At 74.6% G+C, this 14,929-nt stretch carries 16 protein-coding genes; 10 read left to right on the top strand and 6 right to left on the bottom strand.

Annotation, left to right across the window (positions count from 1 at the left end):
* Positions 1-112: 112 nt before the first annotated feature.
* The 3 genes from ACWXWW_RS13760 to ACWXWW_RS13750 form a co-directional block, all read right to left on the bottom strand.
* The gene (locus ACWXWW_RS13760; RefSeq protein ID WP_455970346.1) at positions 113-544 is read right to left on the bottom strand and encodes an iron chaperone; all 432 of its coding nucleotides are present in this window, start codon (positions 542-544) and stop codon (positions 113-115) included.
* A gap of 99 nt (positions 545-643) precedes the next feature.
* Positions 644-1,303, bottom strand: a complete 660-nt coding sequence (locus ACWXWW_RS13755) for a FadR/GntR family transcriptional regulator (protein ID WP_455970344.1) — start codon at positions 1,301-1,303, stop codon at positions 644-646.
* The gene (locus ACWXWW_RS13750; RefSeq protein WP_455970342.1) at positions 1,300-2,028 is read right to left on the bottom strand and encodes an SDR family oxidoreductase; all 729 of its coding nucleotides are present in this window, start codon (positions 2,026-2,028) and stop codon (positions 1,300-1,302) included. Before ACWXWW_RS13750 ends, ACWXWW_RS13755 begins: the two co-directional genes overlap by 4 nt.
* Before the next feature lie 28 nt (positions 2,029-2,056).
* Here ACWXWW_RS13750 and ACWXWW_RS13745 point away from each other — a divergent pair, with 28 nt between their 5' ends.
* From ACWXWW_RS13745 to ACWXWW_RS13720, 6 genes are all read left to right on the top strand, one after another.
* Positions 2,057-2,809 carry an SDR family NAD(P)-dependent oxidoreductase gene (locus ACWXWW_RS13745; protein ID WP_455970340.1) on the top strand — a complete coding sequence of 251 codons (753 nt, stop codon included), beginning with the start codon at positions 2,057-2,059 and terminating at the stop codon, positions 2,807-2,809.
* A 68-nt stretch (positions 2,810-2,877) separates the two neighbouring features.
* A complete protein-coding gene (locus tag ACWXWW_RS13740) occupies positions 2,878-4,086 on the top strand; it encodes a glycosyltransferase family protein (RefSeq protein ID WP_455970338.1) in 1,209 nt (402 codons plus the stop codon).
* A complete protein-coding gene (locus tag ACWXWW_RS13735) occupies positions 4,076-5,299 on the top strand; it encodes a glycosyltransferase (RefSeq protein WP_455970336.1) in 1,224 nt (407 codons plus the stop codon). The genes ACWXWW_RS13740 and ACWXWW_RS13735 overlap by 11 nt, the downstream gene beginning before the upstream one ends.
* Positions 5,299-6,492, top strand: a complete 1,194-nt coding sequence (locus ACWXWW_RS13730) for a glycosyltransferase family 4 protein (RefSeq protein ID WP_455970334.1) — start codon at positions 5,299-5,301, stop codon at positions 6,490-6,492. The genes ACWXWW_RS13735 and ACWXWW_RS13730 overlap by 1 nt, the downstream gene beginning before the upstream one ends.
* The gene (locus ACWXWW_RS13725; RefSeq protein ID WP_455970332.1) at positions 6,489-8,267 is read left to right on the top strand and encodes an ABC transporter ATP-binding protein; all 1,779 of its coding nucleotides are present in this window, start codon (positions 6,489-6,491) and stop codon (positions 8,265-8,267) included. Before ACWXWW_RS13730 ends, ACWXWW_RS13725 begins: the two co-directional genes overlap by 4 nt.
* Positions 8,260-10,365 (top strand): phosphotransferase, encoded by a 2,106-nt coding sequence (locus ACWXWW_RS13720; RefSeq protein ID WP_455970330.1) that lies wholly within the window; start codon positions 8,260-8,262, stop codon positions 10,363-10,365. The genes ACWXWW_RS13725 and ACWXWW_RS13720 overlap by 8 nt, the downstream gene beginning before the upstream one ends.
* A gap of 206 nt (positions 10,366-10,571) precedes the next feature.
* On the opposite strand, the gene ACWXWW_RS13715 is transcribed toward ACWXWW_RS13720, so the two are convergent.
* Positions 10,572-10,955, bottom strand: a complete 384-nt coding sequence (locus ACWXWW_RS13715; protein ID WP_455970328.1) for a hypothetical protein — start codon at positions 10,953-10,955, stop codon at positions 10,572-10,574.
* Positions 10,956-11,082: 127 nt separating this feature from the next.
* Here ACWXWW_RS13715 and ACWXWW_RS13710 point away from each other — a divergent pair, with 127 nt between their 5' ends.
* The 3 genes from ACWXWW_RS13710 to ACWXWW_RS13700 all read left to right on the top strand — a co-directional run bounded on the left by ACWXWW_RS13710 (position 11,083) and on the right by ACWXWW_RS13700 (position 13,477).
* Entirely contained in the window at positions 11,083-12,576 is a 1,494-nt protein-coding gene (locus ACWXWW_RS13710; RefSeq protein WP_455970326.1) for a HAMP domain-containing sensor histidine kinase, read from the top strand.
* Positions 12,551-13,216 (top strand): response regulator transcription factor, encoded by a 666-nt coding sequence (locus ACWXWW_RS13705; RefSeq protein ID WP_455970324.1) that lies wholly within the window; start codon positions 12,551-12,553, stop codon positions 13,214-13,216. The genes ACWXWW_RS13710 and ACWXWW_RS13705 overlap by 26 nt, the downstream gene beginning before the upstream one ends.
* 117 nt (positions 13,217-13,333) lie before the next feature.
* Entirely contained in the window at positions 13,334-13,477 is a 144-nt protein-coding gene (locus ACWXWW_RS13700; protein ID WP_271173049.1) for a hypothetical protein, read from the top strand.
* 17 nt (positions 13,478-13,494) lie between these two features.
* Here the strand turns inward: ACWXWW_RS13700 and ACWXWW_RS13695 are convergent, their stop codons facing one another.
* The gene (locus ACWXWW_RS13695; protein WP_455970322.1) at positions 13,495-14,121 is read right to left on the bottom strand and encodes an HD domain-containing protein; all 627 of its coding nucleotides are present in this window, start codon (positions 14,119-14,121) and stop codon (positions 13,495-13,497) included.
* A gap of 139 nt (positions 14,122-14,260) precedes the next feature.
* Positions 14,261-14,461, bottom strand: a complete 201-nt coding sequence (locus ACWXWW_RS13690) for a hypothetical protein (protein WP_271173047.1) — start codon at positions 14,459-14,461, stop codon at positions 14,261-14,263.
* 248 nt (positions 14,462-14,709) lie between these two features.
* Here ACWXWW_RS13690 and ACWXWW_RS13685 point away from each other — a divergent pair, with 248 nt between their 5' ends.
* Positions 14,710-14,922, top strand: coding sequence for a multidrug transporter (locus tag ACWXWW_RS13685; protein WP_455970320.1), 213 nt, complete (start codon positions 14,710-14,712; stop codon positions 14,920-14,922).
* Positions 14,923-14,929: the final 7 nt, after the last annotated feature.

Raw genomic sequence — 14,929 nt, 5'->3', positions numbered from 1 at the left:
GGGGGGAACACCCCGGAGGGGGGGGGGGGGGGGGGGAGATGGCGGTCGAGCGGGAGGCCCGGGGGGGGGGGGGGGGGGGGGGCCCCCCCCCCCCCCCCCCCCCCCACGAGTGTCAGCTCGTCGCGCGGCGCACGAGCTCGGAGACCCGCTGCTCGACCTCCGGCGTCCACGAGAGCACCGCGAACGCGGTCGCCCACATGTCGCCGTCGTCGAGAGCGGCACGGTCCTCGAAGCCGATCGTGGCGTACCGCGCCTTGAACTTCGCGGCCGGCTGCAGGAAGACGACGATCTTGCCCTCGGAGTTCGCGAAGCCCGGCATTCCGTAGTAGGTCTTCGGCACGAGGTGAGGCGCGACGTCGGACACCACTCGGAAGAAGCCCTCCGCGAGCGCCCTGTCGTCGTCCTCGAGCTTCGCGATGGCGTCGCGCACGGCCTTCTCGCCCGCCGCGCGGCTCTTCCCCGCCTTCTCCTGCTCGCGCAGCTCCTTCGCGCGCTGCTTGACGGCGTCGCGCTCCTCCTTGCTGAGGCCATCCGATGCGGTCATCCCTGCTCTCCTCTCGGTCGGGTTCGTCCCTGATGAACCCAGGCTAGGGATGGCGCGGGGCCGCGGCTTCTCGATTCCTGACCGATGCGCGGAGGGCGATCACGGGGCGTCGGCCGCCGCGATCGCGTGCGCCGCGGCCGCCGCGCGCTCGCCATCCCCTGCCGTGATCGCCTCGGCGAGCTCGAGATGGCGGCGGGCCGCCTCGAGCGAGATGTGCGCGGCGTCGGGCGCGCGCGGGGGAAGCGACTCGGCGAGGAGGCCGCCGAGCGCCCGGAAGAGGCTGTTGCCGGATGCCGCGAGCACGGCCGTGTGGAGGGCGCGGTCCTCGGCGACGAACGCCTCGCGGTCGGCTCCTGCCGCGGCCGACCAGAGCGCCCCGGCCCGCGTGGCGATCTCGGCGCGGTCCGACGCCGAGGCCGCCGAGGTGGCCGCGCGCGCGGCGGCCGGCTCGATGAGGGCGCGCAGCGCGGTGAGCTCGGCGGTCACGGCATCGCGCGCCGGGCCGGCGAGACGCCACCGCATGACCTCCGGCGCGAGCCGCTGCCACCGCTCGGGGTCGGCGACCTCGAAGCCGATCCGGCGCCGAGGGGCGACGAGCCCGAGCGTCGCGAGCGCGCTCATCGCCTCGCGCGCCGCCGGCCGCGAGACGCCCGTGCGCTCCTGCACGGCCTCGAGGGTGAGCGCGGTCCCGGGCGCGAGACGCCCGGCGCAGATGTCCGCGCCGAGGGCGTCGACGACGCCCGCGACGAGCGAGGTCATCGGGCGACCGTGCCGAGCGGGCTGATCACGAGCTCGTCGATCCGCACGTGCGGCGGGCTGTCGAGGATGAACCGGATGGCCCGCGCCACGTCGGCGGGCGACAGCATGACCTCGAGGGCGGCTCCGCGCGGCGGATTCGGGCGCTGGTGCAGGAACTCCGTGTCGATGTCGCCCGGGCACACGATCGACGCGCGCACCCCGTGCGCGGCCTCCTGCTCGTTGAGCGAGTCCGAGAGCGCGCGGAGGCCGCGCTTGCTCGCGCGATACGCCACGCCTGCCCCCGGGGAGGTCTTCCAGGCCGCGATCGACGAGACGATCACGACCGTGCCCGACGCCGCCCGCAGGGCAGGCAGGGCCGCGTCGATCATCCGAGCGGGCGCCGTGAGGTTCGTCGCGACGATGGCCTCGAACTCGTCCATGCGCTGATCGGCCCACGCGCGGCGGGGCGCGTTGAGACCCGCCGACAGCACGAGGTCGTCGACCGGCCCGATCTCGTCGAGCAGGGCGCGCGGGTCGTCCGCCGTGACGTCGAAGGCGCGCGTCGTCACCGCGGCGCCGGCTGCGCGCGCGGCGTCCGCGGCCTCCGTGAGGCGGTCGGCACGGCGGCCAAGCAGCACGAGGTCGTGCGTCGCCGCGAGCGCCTCCGCGACGGCGCGTCCGGTGCCCGAACCGGCGCCCGTGACGAGCACGCGGCGCTTTGAAGTATGATCTGAACCCGTCACCATGCAATGAAGTATGACATGAGGAGATCGGATGTCCGAGAGCAGGACCGTCATCGTGACCGGAGCGGGCCGCGGGATCGGCGCCGTCATCGCCCAGCGCCTCGCCCGCGAGGGCGACACGGTGTTCGCCGTCGACCGCGATGTCGCCGAGGTCGGCGAGGGCATCACCGGCATCGCGTGCGACATCACCTCGGACGCAGACGTGGCCGCCGCCGTGGAGCGCGTGCTCGCGGCGACCGCGCGCATCGACGTCCTCGTCAACAACGCGGGCATCAACCTCACCGGCCCGCTCGAGACCGCCGATCTCGACGCCGTTCGCGCCTGCTTCGACGTGAACGTGGTGGGCCTCCTCCGGATGTGCCAGGCGGTGATCCCGACGATGAAGCGCGCAGGCACCGGGCGCATCGTGAACGCGGCGTCCTTCGCAGCCATCGTGCCGGCGATCGGCGGCGGCGCCTACGCCGCGACGAAGTCGGCCGTCGTCCAGCTCACCCGCGTGCTCGCCGGCGAGCTCGGCCCGTGGGACATCACCGTCAACGCCTACGCGCCGGGCATGGTCCCGACCGCGATGAACGGCTTCGCGGACATGCCCGCCGCGCAGCAGGACGAGCTGCTCGACACGCTCACCCTCCGCCGCTGGGGGACGGCCGACGAGGTGGCCGACGTCGTCGCGTTCCTCGCGAGCCCGGCGGCGCGCTACGTCACCGGCACGCTCATCGACGTGAGCGGCGGCAAGCTCGCCACCCAGATCCCCGCCCGTGCGCACCGCGCCGCGGAGGCCTGAGGGGCGTCTAAGACTCTCCTCACGTTCCCATCACAGGCGCCTCATCGCGCAGCGCCATCGTGGAGTCCGTGAGAGACGAGACGAGACGCCGCACCCCGATCCGCGACACGACGGATGGCCAGGGCCGCCTGCGCGTCGCGCTCTATTCCCACGACGCACAGGGCCTGGGCCACATCCGCCGCAACCTCGCGATCGCGCATGCGCTGAGCGGGATGGACGAGGCGCCCGACCTCCTGCTCCTCACGAGCGCTCCCGACGCCGCGCACGCCGGACGGCCATCCGGATGCGACATCGTGTCGCTGCCCGCGCTCGCCAAGGACGGCGCGGGGAGGTACGGCGCGCGGCACCTCTCGGTCGACCCGGCGCAGCTCTCCGAGATGCGGACCGCCGTGCTGCACGCCGCCCTCGCCTCGTTCCGCCCCGACGTGCTCATCGTCGACAAGCACCCGCGCGGCTTCCGCGGCGAGCTCGAGCCCGCCCTCGACGCCGCCCGCGCGCACGGCGCGCGCGTCGTCCTCGGCATCCGCGACGTGCTCGACGACGCGCACACCGCGGCGCGCGAGTGGCGCGAGGCCGAGGGGGCAGCGGCGCTCGCGGCCTGGTACGACGAGGTGTGGGTCTACGGCGACCGCGACGTGCACGACCCCCTCGCGGGGTTCGAGACCCCCGCGCGCGTGCGGTACACGGGCTACCTCGCGCACGGGCGCCCGGCACCGCGGATGCGCACGCGCGCCGACGAGCCGTTCGTGCTCGCGATGGTCGGCGCGGGGCAGGATGGCGCGCACGTCGCGCACGCCTTCGCCCGCTCGCGCCTGCCGGAGGGACATCGCGGTGTCGTCATCGCCGGCCCGCACATGCCCGACCCGGCGGTGCACGCGCTGCGCGCGATCGCGGCCGAGCGCGACGATCTGCGCGTGGTGCGCTCCGCGCCGGACGCCGCGGGCCTCATCGCGCGCGCCGCCGCCGTCGTCGGGATGGGCGGCTACAACACGGTGTGCGAGGCGCTGGCCGCGAGAGCGCCGCTGCTCGTCGTGCCGCGCGTCGAGCCGCGCCTCGAGCAGCTCGTGCGCGCCGAGGCGCTCGCGCGGCGCGGCGCCCTCGACGTCGTGCTCCCGGACGACCTCTCGCCCGACGCGATCTCCGCGTGGACCGCGCGCGCCATCCGCCGCGCGCCGCGACCGGCGCCGCCCATCGACCTCGACGGCCTCAGCCGTCTGCCCCGCCTGTTCGCCGACCTCGTCGGCATGCGCACCGAGGAGAGCCGCCATGTCGCATGAGCGCACCGCCGAGCGGATCGGCTACGTCGTGAAGATGTACCCGCGCTTCTCGGAGACCTTCATCGTGTCGGAGATCATCGCGCGAGAGGAGCGCGGCGCCGACCTGCGCATCTTCTCCCTGCGCTCCACGGTCGACGTCCGCTTCCACGACACCCTCGCGCGCGTCGCGGCACCGGTCGAGCAGATCCCCCGGCCGACGCGCGTGTCCGAGCTGTGGGAGCTCCTGGGCGAGGCGCACCGCGTGCTGCCGCGCGTGCCGCACGTGCTCGATGAGCTGCTCGCGGCCGACGTCGCGGACGCGGCCCAGGCCATCCGGCTCGCGATCGCGGTCGAGCGCGAGGGCATCACGGCGCTCCACGCGCACTTCGCGAGCCTCGCGACGACCGTCGCACGCCTGGCCTCCCTCCTCACCGGGGTGCCGTACGCGTTCACGGCGCATGCGAAGGACCTCTTCCACGAGAGCGTCGATCCGCAGGACGTCGATCGGAAGATCGCCGACGCGTCGCATGTCGTGACCGTGTCGGACTTCAACCTGCGGCACCTGCGCGAGCGCTACCCCGCGGCGGCTCGCACGCCCATCCACCGCGTCTACAACGGCCTCGACCTCGACCGCTTCCCGTACGCGCCGGGCCGACCCGCCTCGCCCTCGATCGTCGCCGTGGGGCGGCTCGTCGAGAAGAAGGGCTTCGCCGACCTCATCGCCGCCGTGCACCTTCTGCGCGAGCGCGGGCGCGCCGTGCCGTGCCGCATCGTCGGGGCCGGCGAGCGCGAGGGAGAGCTGCGCGCGCTCGTCGGCGCGCTCGGCCTCGACGACCTCGTCACGTTCACGGGCCCGCTGCCGCAGGGCGAGGTGCGGGCCGAGGTCGCGCGCGCGAGCGTGTTCGCGGCGCCGTGCGTCGTCGGGTCGGACGGCAACGCCGACGGCCTGCCGACCGTGCTCCTCGAGGCGATGGCCCTCGGCACGCCCTGCATCTCGACCGACGTCACGGGCATCACGGAGGCGGTGCGGCACGGCGAGACGGGCCTCGTCGTGCCGCAGCACGCTCCCGCGGCGCTCGCGGCGGCGATCGCGCGCGTGCTCGACGACCCCGCGTTCGCCGAGGCCCTCGCGCGGCGAGCCAGGGCGCTCGTCGAGAGCACCTTCGACGTGCGGCGCCAGGCGGGCGAGCTCGACGAGATCGCCCGCGCCCGCTCGCTGCAGGAGGTGGCCTGATGCGCATCGCGTACGTCTGCGGCGACCCGGGCATCCCTGTGTTCGGCGCGAAGGGCGCGTCCGTCCACGTGCAGGAGGTGCTGCGCGTGCTCCTCGCCGCCGGCCACGAGGTCGACCTCCACTGCCGGCGGACGGGCGGCGAGCCTCGCGGCGCCCTCGCCCGCGCGCACGACGACGGACGCCTCCGGGTGCACCCCGCTCCCGTCACGGGGGAATCCGACGTGCGCCAGCGCGAGCGGATGCTCATGGCCGCGGAGGAGAGCACCCGTCGCGCTCTCCTCGCCGCGCACGCCGATCGGCCGTTCGACCTCGTGTACGAGCGGTACGCGCTCTTCGCGATCGCGGGCACGTCGTTCGCGCGCGAGGCCGCCATCCCCTCGATCCTGGAGGTCAACGCGCCCCTTCCGATCGAGCAGGCGCGGCACCGCTCCCTCGTGCACGCCGACACCGCCGATGCCGTCGCGCGCGCCGTGATCTCCGATGCCTCGCTCGTCACGTGCGTCTCGGAGCCGGTCGCGGCGTGGGCGCGCACGCAGGCGCCCGCCGCCCGGATCGTCGTCGAGCCCAACGGCGTCGACGCCGACCGCTTCGCGACCGCTCCGCGACCCGCCGGCCGGCCGTTCACGGTCGGCTTTGTCGGCACCCTCAAGCCGTGGCACGGCACGGAGCATCTCGTCGACGCCTTCGCCCTGCTCACGCGGAGGCGCCCGGATGCGCGCCTCGTGATCGTCGGCGACGGGCCGGAGCGCGCCGCCCTCGAGCGGCGCGCGGTCGAGCGCGGCGTCGCCGACCGCACGGTGTTCACGGGCGCCGTCGATCCCGCCGACGTCCCCGAGCAGCTCGCCGCCCTCGACGCGGCCGTCGCGCCGTACCCCGCGCACGGAGACCCGTACTTCTCTCCGCTCAAGGTGCTCGAGTACCTCGCCTCGGGCGCGGTCGCGGTCGCATCGCGGGTCGGCCAGCTCTCCGAGCTCGTCGCGGATGGCCGCACGGGGCTCCTCGTGCCGCCCTCCGATCCCGAGGCGCTCGCGGCGGCCCTCGACCGCCTCGCCGCCGACCCGGGGCTTCGCCGGTCTCTCGCTGACGCCGCGCGAGACGACGTGGCGCAGACCCGGACGTGGCGGCACGTCGTGCGCCGGACCCTCGGTGCCGCCGGCCTCCCTCTCGACCCGGACGAGGAGGCGGCGGCGTGAGCCGTCGGCGCGGCGACGCCGAGGCGGGGCGCGGGCGGCGCCTCGGCCGCTTCCTCCGGCCGTACCTCCGCCCGCAGGCCGGGCTCGTCGCGGGCGGGTTCGTCGCCATGCTCGCGGAGGTGGCCTTCCGGCTGCTCGAGCCGTGGCCGCTCAAGGTCGTGATCGACGCCGTGATCGCGCCGGGTGCGGCGCAGGAGCCGGGCATCCTCACCCTGCTCCTCGTATGCGCACTCGCCGTCGTCGCGGCGGCCGGCCTGCGCGCGCTCGCGTCGTACCTCATGACGGTGTGCTTCGCCCTCGCCGGCACGCGGGCCATGAACGCCGTGCGCGCAGACGTCTTCGCGCATGCGCTGCGCCTGCCCCTGCGCTTCCACACCGGAACCCGCTCGGGCGACCTCATCAACCGGCTCGTCTCCGACATCGGCAAGCTCCGCGATGTCGCCGTCACCGCCGCGATGCCGCTCGTGGGCAACGTCATCACGCTCGTCGCGATGCTCGCGGTCATGCTCGTCCTCGACTGGCGCCTGGGTCTCGTCGTCGCCGCCGCCCTCCCCGTCTTCCTCCTGCACTCGCGCCGCGCGTCGCGCCGGATCACCGACGCCGCGCGCGTGCAGCGGCGCCGCGAGGGCGAGATAGCGGGCACGGCGGGAGAGTCGTTCGGAGCGATCAAGGTCGTGCAGGCCTACACGCTCGAGGGCACGCTCGAGCGCGACTTCGCGCGGTCGAACGAGCGGGAGCTCTCCGAGGGCGTCCGCGCGACCCGGCTGTCGGCCGGGCTCGAGCGCGCGACCGATCTGCTCGTGGGCGTCGCGACCGCCGCCGTCCTGCTCGTCGGCGGCTGGAGCGTGCTCGAGGGCCACCTCACCCCGGGTGAGCTCGTCGTGTTCGTGCAGTACCTCAAGGGCGCGTTCAAGCCCATGCGCGACCTCGCGAAGTACACCGGCCGCATCGCGAAGGCCGCGGCCTCGGGCGAGCGCATCCTCGACCTCGTCGGGACGCGCAGCGACCTGGCCGACCTGCCCGGTGCCCACCGCATGGGAAGTGTCGCGGGTGCGGTGACGTTCCACCGCGTGTCCGCCTCGTACGGCGACGGCGAGCCCGCCCTGCACGAGGTCGACCTCGACATCGCCGCCGGCGAGCGGGTCGCGATCGTCGGGCACTCGGGGTCGGGCAAGTCGACCCTCGCGTCGCTGCTGCTGCGCCTTCAGGACCCCGTCCGCGGGTCGGTCATGATCGATGGCCGCGACCTGCGCGCCTACACGCTCGCCTCCCTGCGCAGCGGCATCGCGATCGTCCTGCAGGAGTCGGTGCTGTTCACGGGCTCGATCCGCGAGAACATCCGGATGGGCCGCCCCGACGCGACCGATGCGCAGGTCGAGCGGGCCGCTCGCGCGGCGGGCGTCGACGAGTTCGCGGCGCGGATGCCCGAGGGCCTCGACACGCTCGTCGGCGAGCGCGGCGACACCCTCTCGGGCGGCCAGCGCCAGCGCATCGCGATCGCGCGAGCCGTGCTCCGCGACGCGCGCATCGTCATCCTCGACGAGGCGGCGACGGGGCTGGACGCCGCGAGCGGCGCCGCCGTGCGCGCCGCGCTCGATCGGCTGAGCGAGGGGCGGACGACGCTCGTCATCACGCACGCGCTCGAGGACGCCCTCGCGTGCGATCGCATCGTCGTGCTCGAGCGCGGCAGGATCGTCGAGCAGGGGCGTCCGGACGAGCTGCTGGCCCGCGCGGGGTCGCGGCTGGCGATCCTCAACGAGGCCGCCCGTGCGTGACCCGATCCCGCACCTCGCGCCCGCCGATGCGGCGCTCGCCGCGCGCGAGACCGCGCTGCCGGGGCTTCCCCTCGTGCTCGATGCGGCCACGCTGCACCGCGCTCTCGAGGCCGCGGGGGTCCCCGTTCAGCGCGTCGAGACCACGTACCTGCGCTTCAAGCCGGGCACCTCGGCGGTCGCGGGCGTGCGCATCGAGACCCCGAGCCGGTCGATCCGGGCGCAGGCGGTCGCGTATCCCGTCGGCGTCCACCGGAAGCTCGAGCGGATGCTCGCGCACGCGGGCGACGGCCTCCTCCTGCTCGATGCCGAGCGAGGGATCGCGGTGGTCGACGCGGCCGCCGACCGCGCGCTCCCGGGCATCCGCGTCGCGCTCGAGCGGCATCCGGACGCCGAGGTGCTCGTCTACAAGCCGGGCCGTCGCTGGGTCGCGCGCTGCGCAGCCTGCCGTGTCATCGTCAAGGTGCACGCGCCCGATCGCGCGGCGTCGGCCATCCGGGCGCAGCATCGCGTCGAGACGTTCGTGCCGACCGCCGCGCTCGTCCGCGCCGACGCGGCCGTCGGGCTCGTCGAGACCCACCTGCTCGCCGGAACGCCGCTGCCGCAGATCGCGGATCCGGAGGCGGAGCGTCGCGTGGGCGGAATGCTCGCGCGGCTGCACACGGCATCGGCCGGCGAGGGCGGGGCGGCGGATGGCGCGCGTCCGCCGGGGATCGAGCGCGCGCTCGCGCGCGCACTCGACGCCGCGGCGTCGGGGGTCGCGTCCGTGCTGCCCGCCCTCGAGGATCGCGCGCTCCGCGCGGCCGGCGCCATCCGGTCGCTGCTCGAGGAGCGGCGCGTCCGCACCCTCGTGCACGGCGACTGCTCGATCGACCAGGTCATCGTGGGCCGCGACGGCCGCCCGTGGCTCATCGACCTCGATCGGGCGGGGGAGGGCGACCCGCTGTCCGACCTGGGCTCGTGGGCCGCCGATGCGATCGCCCGGGGCGAGAGCGCGTGCCGCGCGGGCGCCGCGCTCGTCGCGGGGTATCGGGAAGCGGGCGGCGCCGTCGACGAGGCGGCCCTGCTCGCCCACACGGCCGCCGGTCTGCTGCGGCGCGCTGCCGAGCCGTTCCGCGCGAGGGCCGCCGACTGGGACGCCGAGGTCGCGCACCTCGTCGCCGAGAGCGAGCGCCTCGTCGGGCTCGCGGCGCTCCGTGCGGACGCGGCGCTTCCCGGGGCCGCGGCGGTCGAACCGTTCGCGTCGGCGCGCGTCATCGCGCATCGGCCGGGGCGGCGCGCGGTCCTCCGCCGAGCGGACGGCGACTTCGTGAAGCTCGTCCGGCCCGCACGGTTCGCCGAGGTGGCGGAGCGCGCCGAGCGCGTCTCGGGCCTGCGCACGCTCCGGTCGCCCCGGGTGGTCGCGCGCGACGACGCGGGCGGTGTCCTCCGCCTCGCGAGCGTCGGCGAGCGGACCCTCCTCGACGCCTGGGGCGACCCGTCCGTCTCCGACGACGCGCTCGTCGCGGTGTGGACGCGCGTCGGTGCGGGGCTCGCCGAGCTGCATGCGCTCGACCCCGCGGGGCTCCCGCGCCACGGCGTCGCGGACGAGATGCGCGCCATCCGCCGTGCCCTGGCGTCCGTCGGCGGCGCGCTCGATGGGGAGGATGTCGCCGACGCGCTCGCCGCGGTCGAGGCGGCGCTCGCGGCGGATCCGCCGGAACGCGTCGACGGCGTCCTCCATCGCGACCTCCACGACAAGCAGCTGCTCGTGCCATCCGGGTCGTTCACCGCGCAGGACGTCGCGGCGGGGCGCACGCGCGTCGGCCTCATCGACGTCGACACCCTCGCGGTCGGCGAACGCGCGCTCGATGTGGCGAACCTGCTCGTGCACCTCGAGCTGCGGGTGCTGCAGGGGCTGCTGCCGACCACGCGGGCCGACGCGGCCGGCCAGGCCTTCCGCCGCGGCCTCGGCGACGGCCCGCTCTGGGCGCGCGTGCCGGCGTACTCCGCTGCGGCGCGGCTGCGGCTCGCCGGTGTCTACGCGCAGCGCGACGGATGGCACGACGTCGCGCGCGCCCTGCTGCGGCGAGTCGGGAGCCCCGTCACAACGGGGCGGTGAGGCCGGGGCCGCGTGGGTTCGCCGCGAAGTGCGGCGACTCGGGGGAGGAGTGGGTGCTCGGCGAAGCCGCTTGCCGCGAAATGCGTCGAACGGGCCGCTCTTCGACGCGAAGTGCGGCAGGTCTCGAACGGCCTTGCCGCGAAACGCGGCAACCGGTGAGCTCTTCGCCGCGAAGCGCGGCGAACGCCCGAGGCGGGCCCGGTGGCTCAATCGTCCGCGTCGTCGTCCGCGTCGTCGTCCACGTCCGTGTCGTCATCGACGTCGGTGTCGGGATCGTCGTCGACCTCGACGGGGGGAGCAGGCGGCAGGTGCTCGGGCTCGGTCTGGGCCGGCGGCTCGCTCTGCTCGGGCGGCGCGGATGTGGGCGTCGGCGTCGGCGTCGGCGTGGGCGTGGGGGTCGCTCCGCGCTGGTCCGAGCGGAGGTCGCGGCCGACGGCCCCGCCTGTGTAGTCGCCCGTGACCGCACCGCCGTCGAGGATCTGCCCGCCATCCGTGCGCTGCTCGAGCGCCTCCGATGCGACGACGACGCCGCCGGTGAGGGCGAGCAGGCCGATGCCGCCGATGACGGTGTACGCGATCGCCTTCCGCATCGTGGCTCCTCCCTCTCCCCTCCAGGATGCGCACCTCGCCTAAACGGGTCGACAGCCGCACATGAGACAACCCTTATGGTCGCCCGATCCGAGCGGTCGCGCGCGCCCCGGCGACGATACTGGGACCGTGGCGGACGGGAACGGCGGACCGAGGCGGCGGCGCGTCGTCTCGGTGCGCGTGCGCCTCATCGCGGTCATCACCATCGTCGCGGCGCTCGGGATGGCCGCGGTCGGCCTCGCCGTGTACATCGTCGAGCAGGCGACGATCATGGCTCAGATCGACGACCGCCTCCGCGCGAACCTCGACTCCGCCCGCTTCATCGTGGCAGGGACGCCCGAGGAGCCGCAGGCGTGGGAGTCGTCGCGCGAAGCCGCTGAGGACATCGTGCGGCGGATGAGCCCCGACGACAACACGGGGGTCGCGGGCGTCGTGGACGGCAAAGCGGCGTTCGTGCCCGGGGTGCCGCTCGACGTCGACCTCCGCAGCGCGCCCGGATTCATCCCGTTCGCGGTGCGGACGACCGCCGGGCGCGAGCCCGTGCTCGGGACGTACGCCGAGGAGGGCGTCGTCTGGCGCTTCCTCGCCACGCCTGTCGAGGTGCCCGGCGCCCCCGACGCCGAGAGCGTGCTCTTCGTCATGGCCTACGACGTCGAGGCCGAGCTGTCGGAGATCAACGGCCCGGCTCGGGTGTTCTTCGTCGCGGGCGGCATCGTGCTCGTCGTCATCGCGGGGGTCGGCACGGTCGCGGCCGGTCGTCTGCTGCGCCCGCTGCGGCGCATGCGCGAGACGGCGGAGCGCGTGTCGGCCCAGTCGCGCTCGGAGCGCCTGCCGATCGAGGGGCGCGACGACGTGTCGGAGCTCGCGGCGACGATGAACGCCATGCTGGATCGACTCGACGATGCGCTCGACTCGCAGCGGCAGCTGCTCAGCGATGTCGGCCACGAGCTGAAGACCCCGCTCACGATCGTGCGCGGGCACGTCGAGCTGATGGACCCCGCCGACCCCGACGACGTGCGCGAGACGCAGCAGCTCGCGGTCGACGAGCTCGACCGGATGAGCCGACTCGTGCAGGACCTGTCGTCCGCGGCGGCGCTCCACGGGCCATCCCCCGTCGCCCCCGAGCCGACCGACGCGGCGGATCTCGTCGCGCAGATCGTGCGCAAGGCCCAGGCGATCGAGGGCGCGGATGTCGCCGCCGGGCCGATCGCGGATGTCGTCGCGCCGCTCGACGCGGCCCGCATCACCCAGGCCGTGCTGCAGCTGGCGCAGAACGCCGTGACCCACGGCGGAGGGCGCTTCGTGATCGGCAGCAATGTCGAGGAGGACCGCCTCGCCCTGTGGGTGCGCGATTACGGCCCCGGCGTCCCGGACGACGAGAAGAAGGCCGTGTTCGAGCGCTTCCGGCGCGGACGCGGACGCGAGCGCGCGGCAGGGAGCGGCCTCGGCCTCAACATCGTGCAGGTCATCGCGCGGGCCCACGGCGGCCGAGCTCGCGTGACGGACGCGCCGGGCGGCGGCGCGCTGTTCGCGATCCTCGTGCCGCTCGCGCCCGACGACGAGGACACGCCGCCGCACGCGGACGGAAGGAGCCACCGTGGCATCGATTCTCATCGCCGATGACGAGCAGCGCATCGCGGGGTTCATCGAGAAGGGCCTGCGCGCCGCCGGCTTCGCGACCCGCGTCGCCGCCGACGGCGTCGAGGCGCTCGAGCTCGCGCAGACCGGCGAGTTCGACCTGCTCGTCCTCGACGTGAACATGCCGCGCATGAACGGCTTCGACGTGCTCGAGAACCTGCGCGGCTCGGGCTCGCGCATGCCGATCATCATGCTCACCGCGCGCACCGATCTGGGCGACACCGTCGCAGGGCTCGAGGGCGGGGCCGACGACTACATCGGCAAGCCGTTCCGCTTCGACGAGCTGCTCGCGCGCATCCGCCTCCGCATGCGGCGCGACGAGGAGGTCGCTCCCGCGGCGGGCGCGCTGCGCCATCGAGACCTCACACTCGACGTCCGCACCCGTCGCGCCGTCATCGACGGCGGGCTGTCCGTCGACCTCTCGGCGCGCGAGTACGCCCTCGCCGAGGAGCTCATTCGGCACGCCGGCCAGGTGCTGAGCCGCGAGCAGCTGCTGAGCCGGGTGTGGGGCTTCGACTTCGACCCCGGGTCGAACGTCGCCGACGTCTACATCGGCTACCTGCGCCAGAAGCTCGGGGCCGACCGCATCGAGACGGTCCGCGGTGCGGGCTACCGGCTCGTGTGAGCTCTCACAGCGCTCCGACACGCGCGCCGGGCTGTCAACCCCTCGCCCCGGGGTCGCGGTCGGCGTACCGTGGCGCGCAGCCGGACGCGATCCGGGGAGATGTCGCGGAGGAATCCCATGAGCGATGGCGGACAGCACAACACGCAAGGCGTCCCCGACGAGAACGCCGAAGCCGACACGGCATCGGGCGGCGCGCCCGAGGAGCCGGACGAAGGCGACGACTTCTCCGAGGCCTCCGACGAGGAGCCCTCGGGCGAGTGATCTGCCCGGTCGCGCCGCTACGCGGAGCCGTTCGGCGCGACCAGGCGCTCCCACGTGCGAGCGCCGGCGTCGATCCGACCTGACGCGTCGAGTCTGCGCGCCGACGAGGTGGGCTTGCGCTCGGCCTGATCGTGGATGCGCTGCGCGAAGTCCGTCGAGAAGGCGCCTCGCGGCAGGTGCGACTCCACCGCGACGAGCAGCGCGGCATCCCACTTCTCCGGGGTGACGCCCGAGACGTCGAGGCTCGTGGCGACCTCGAGGAGGTGCGATTCGGCGTCCTCGTCCGGATCGACCGCCGTCCACATGTGCCGCACGATGATCTCCTGGACGCGCTCTCTGCGTGCGCGCGGCCAGCCTGCGCCGGCGGCGAAGGCCCATCCCGCCGCCCCGCCCGCCGCCTCGAACGGGACGACATCGGCGTCGAACTCCGCGACGAGCCCGAGGTCGTGCAGCATCGTCGCGACGTACAGCAGCTCGGCGTCGTAGGGGAGGCCCAGCGCGTCGCCGAGCGTCGATGCCCACACCCATGAGCGCAGGCAGTGCCGCACGAGCTCGGGCGGCGACCAGGCCTCGAGCACCTCGCGGGCACGTGCGGCGACGGGAGTGGGCGGCGCGATGAGCGCGTCGATCTGTGCGGGCGACATGGGGTCCTCTCGGTCTCGCCTCCACTCTCGCGGGCGGATGGCGCGGCTCGTGAGGCGATTCCGGTCAGCATCCGGAGGAATCGCGTCAGCAACGGCGCGACGCGAACTCAACGACGCCGAGCTTCGTCCCGACGCGTGATCACCCGCGGTCGACCGCGGCCATCGCCTCCGCGAGCTCGGAGAACGCGCCGACGCGCTCGGAATGAGCGTCGAAGGCGAGGAAGCGGCCATCCGGCCCCTTCTCCACGAAGCCCATGAACATTCCGTCTCGATTCGCGACGTGGAGTCCCTTCTGGACGCGGCTCCAGGTCGTGTGCGTGCCGTGATCGGCGATGGTCATCGCTGTGTCTCCTTCTCTCACCGGTGCGCACGGAGAGTGCTCCGGCAACGCGGTCGTCGTTGACCGCCTCACGACTCTATGCGCGACCTCCGACAGGCGGAGGAGGCTTGTGGACGTGCGGCCGGGGTGGTATTCACACGCTCCCGCGCCTGCTCGAGGGCGAGACGGACGCACCCGCGCAAGGGGGAGACAGCGGGCGGTCTCATCGCCTAGCGTCGGCGGAGCAGGCCACGATCGGAGGAGGCGCCATGGGACAGGACGACATGACCGATGAGGAGAAGCGCCGCGACCAGCTCACGTCCGCGCCCGACGCGACCGAGGAGGACGCGAAGCCGCGCATCGAGGTCACCCGTCGCGAGGGCGTGACCCGCATCGACGTCGCGGAGGACGCTGCGGTGCGCCCCGGCTTCGGCGAGCCGGGCGAGGCGGCGGACGCGCAGGAGGGCGGCGACCGCGCGTAGCATGCCG

This window comes from Microbacterium sp. KNMS, from assembly GCF_053851835.1.
This window is presented reverse-complemented; position numbering and strand designations above follow the sequence as displayed.

Coding starts and splice junctions, on each gene's coding strand:
- ACWXWW_RS13685 (WP_455970320.1), top strand. CDS start 14,710: ATGGGACAGGACGACATGACCGATGAGGAGAAGCGCCGCGACCAGCTC.
- ACWXWW_RS13695 (WP_455970322.1), bottom strand. CDS start 14,121: ATGTCGCCCGCACAGATCGACGCGCTCATCGCGCCGCCCACTCCCGTC.
- ACWXWW_RS13690 (WP_271173047.1), bottom strand. CDS start 14,461: ATGACCATCGCCGATCACGGCACGCACACGACCTGGAGCCGCGTCCAG.
- ACWXWW_RS13700 (WP_271173049.1), top strand. CDS start 13,334: ATGAGCGATGGCGGACAGCACAACACGCAAGGCGTCCCCGACGAGAAC.
- ACWXWW_RS13730 (WP_455970334.1), top strand. CDS start 5,299: ATGCGCATCGCGTACGTCTGCGGCGACCCGGGCATCCCTGTGTTCGGC.
- ACWXWW_RS13750 (WP_455970342.1), bottom strand. CDS start 2,028: ATGGTGACGGGTTCAGATCATACTTCAAAGCGCCGCGTGCTCGTCACG.
- ACWXWW_RS13735 (WP_455970336.1), top strand. CDS start 4,076: ATGTCGCATGAGCGCACCGCCGAGCGGATCGGCTACGTCGTGAAGATG.
- ACWXWW_RS13745 (WP_455970340.1), top strand. CDS start 2,057: ATGTCCGAGAGCAGGACCGTCATCGTGACCGGAGCGGGCCGCGGGATC.
- ACWXWW_RS13715 (WP_455970328.1), bottom strand. CDS start 10,955: ATGCGGAAGGCGATCGCGTACACCGTCATCGGCGGCATCGGCCTGCTC.
- ACWXWW_RS13755 (WP_455970344.1), bottom strand. CDS start 1,303: ATGACCTCGCTCGTCGCGGGCGTCGTCGACGCCCTCGGCGCGGACATC.
- ACWXWW_RS13760 (WP_455970346.1), bottom strand. CDS start 544: ATGACCGCATCGGATGGCCTCAGCAAGGAGGAGCGCGACGCCGTCAAG.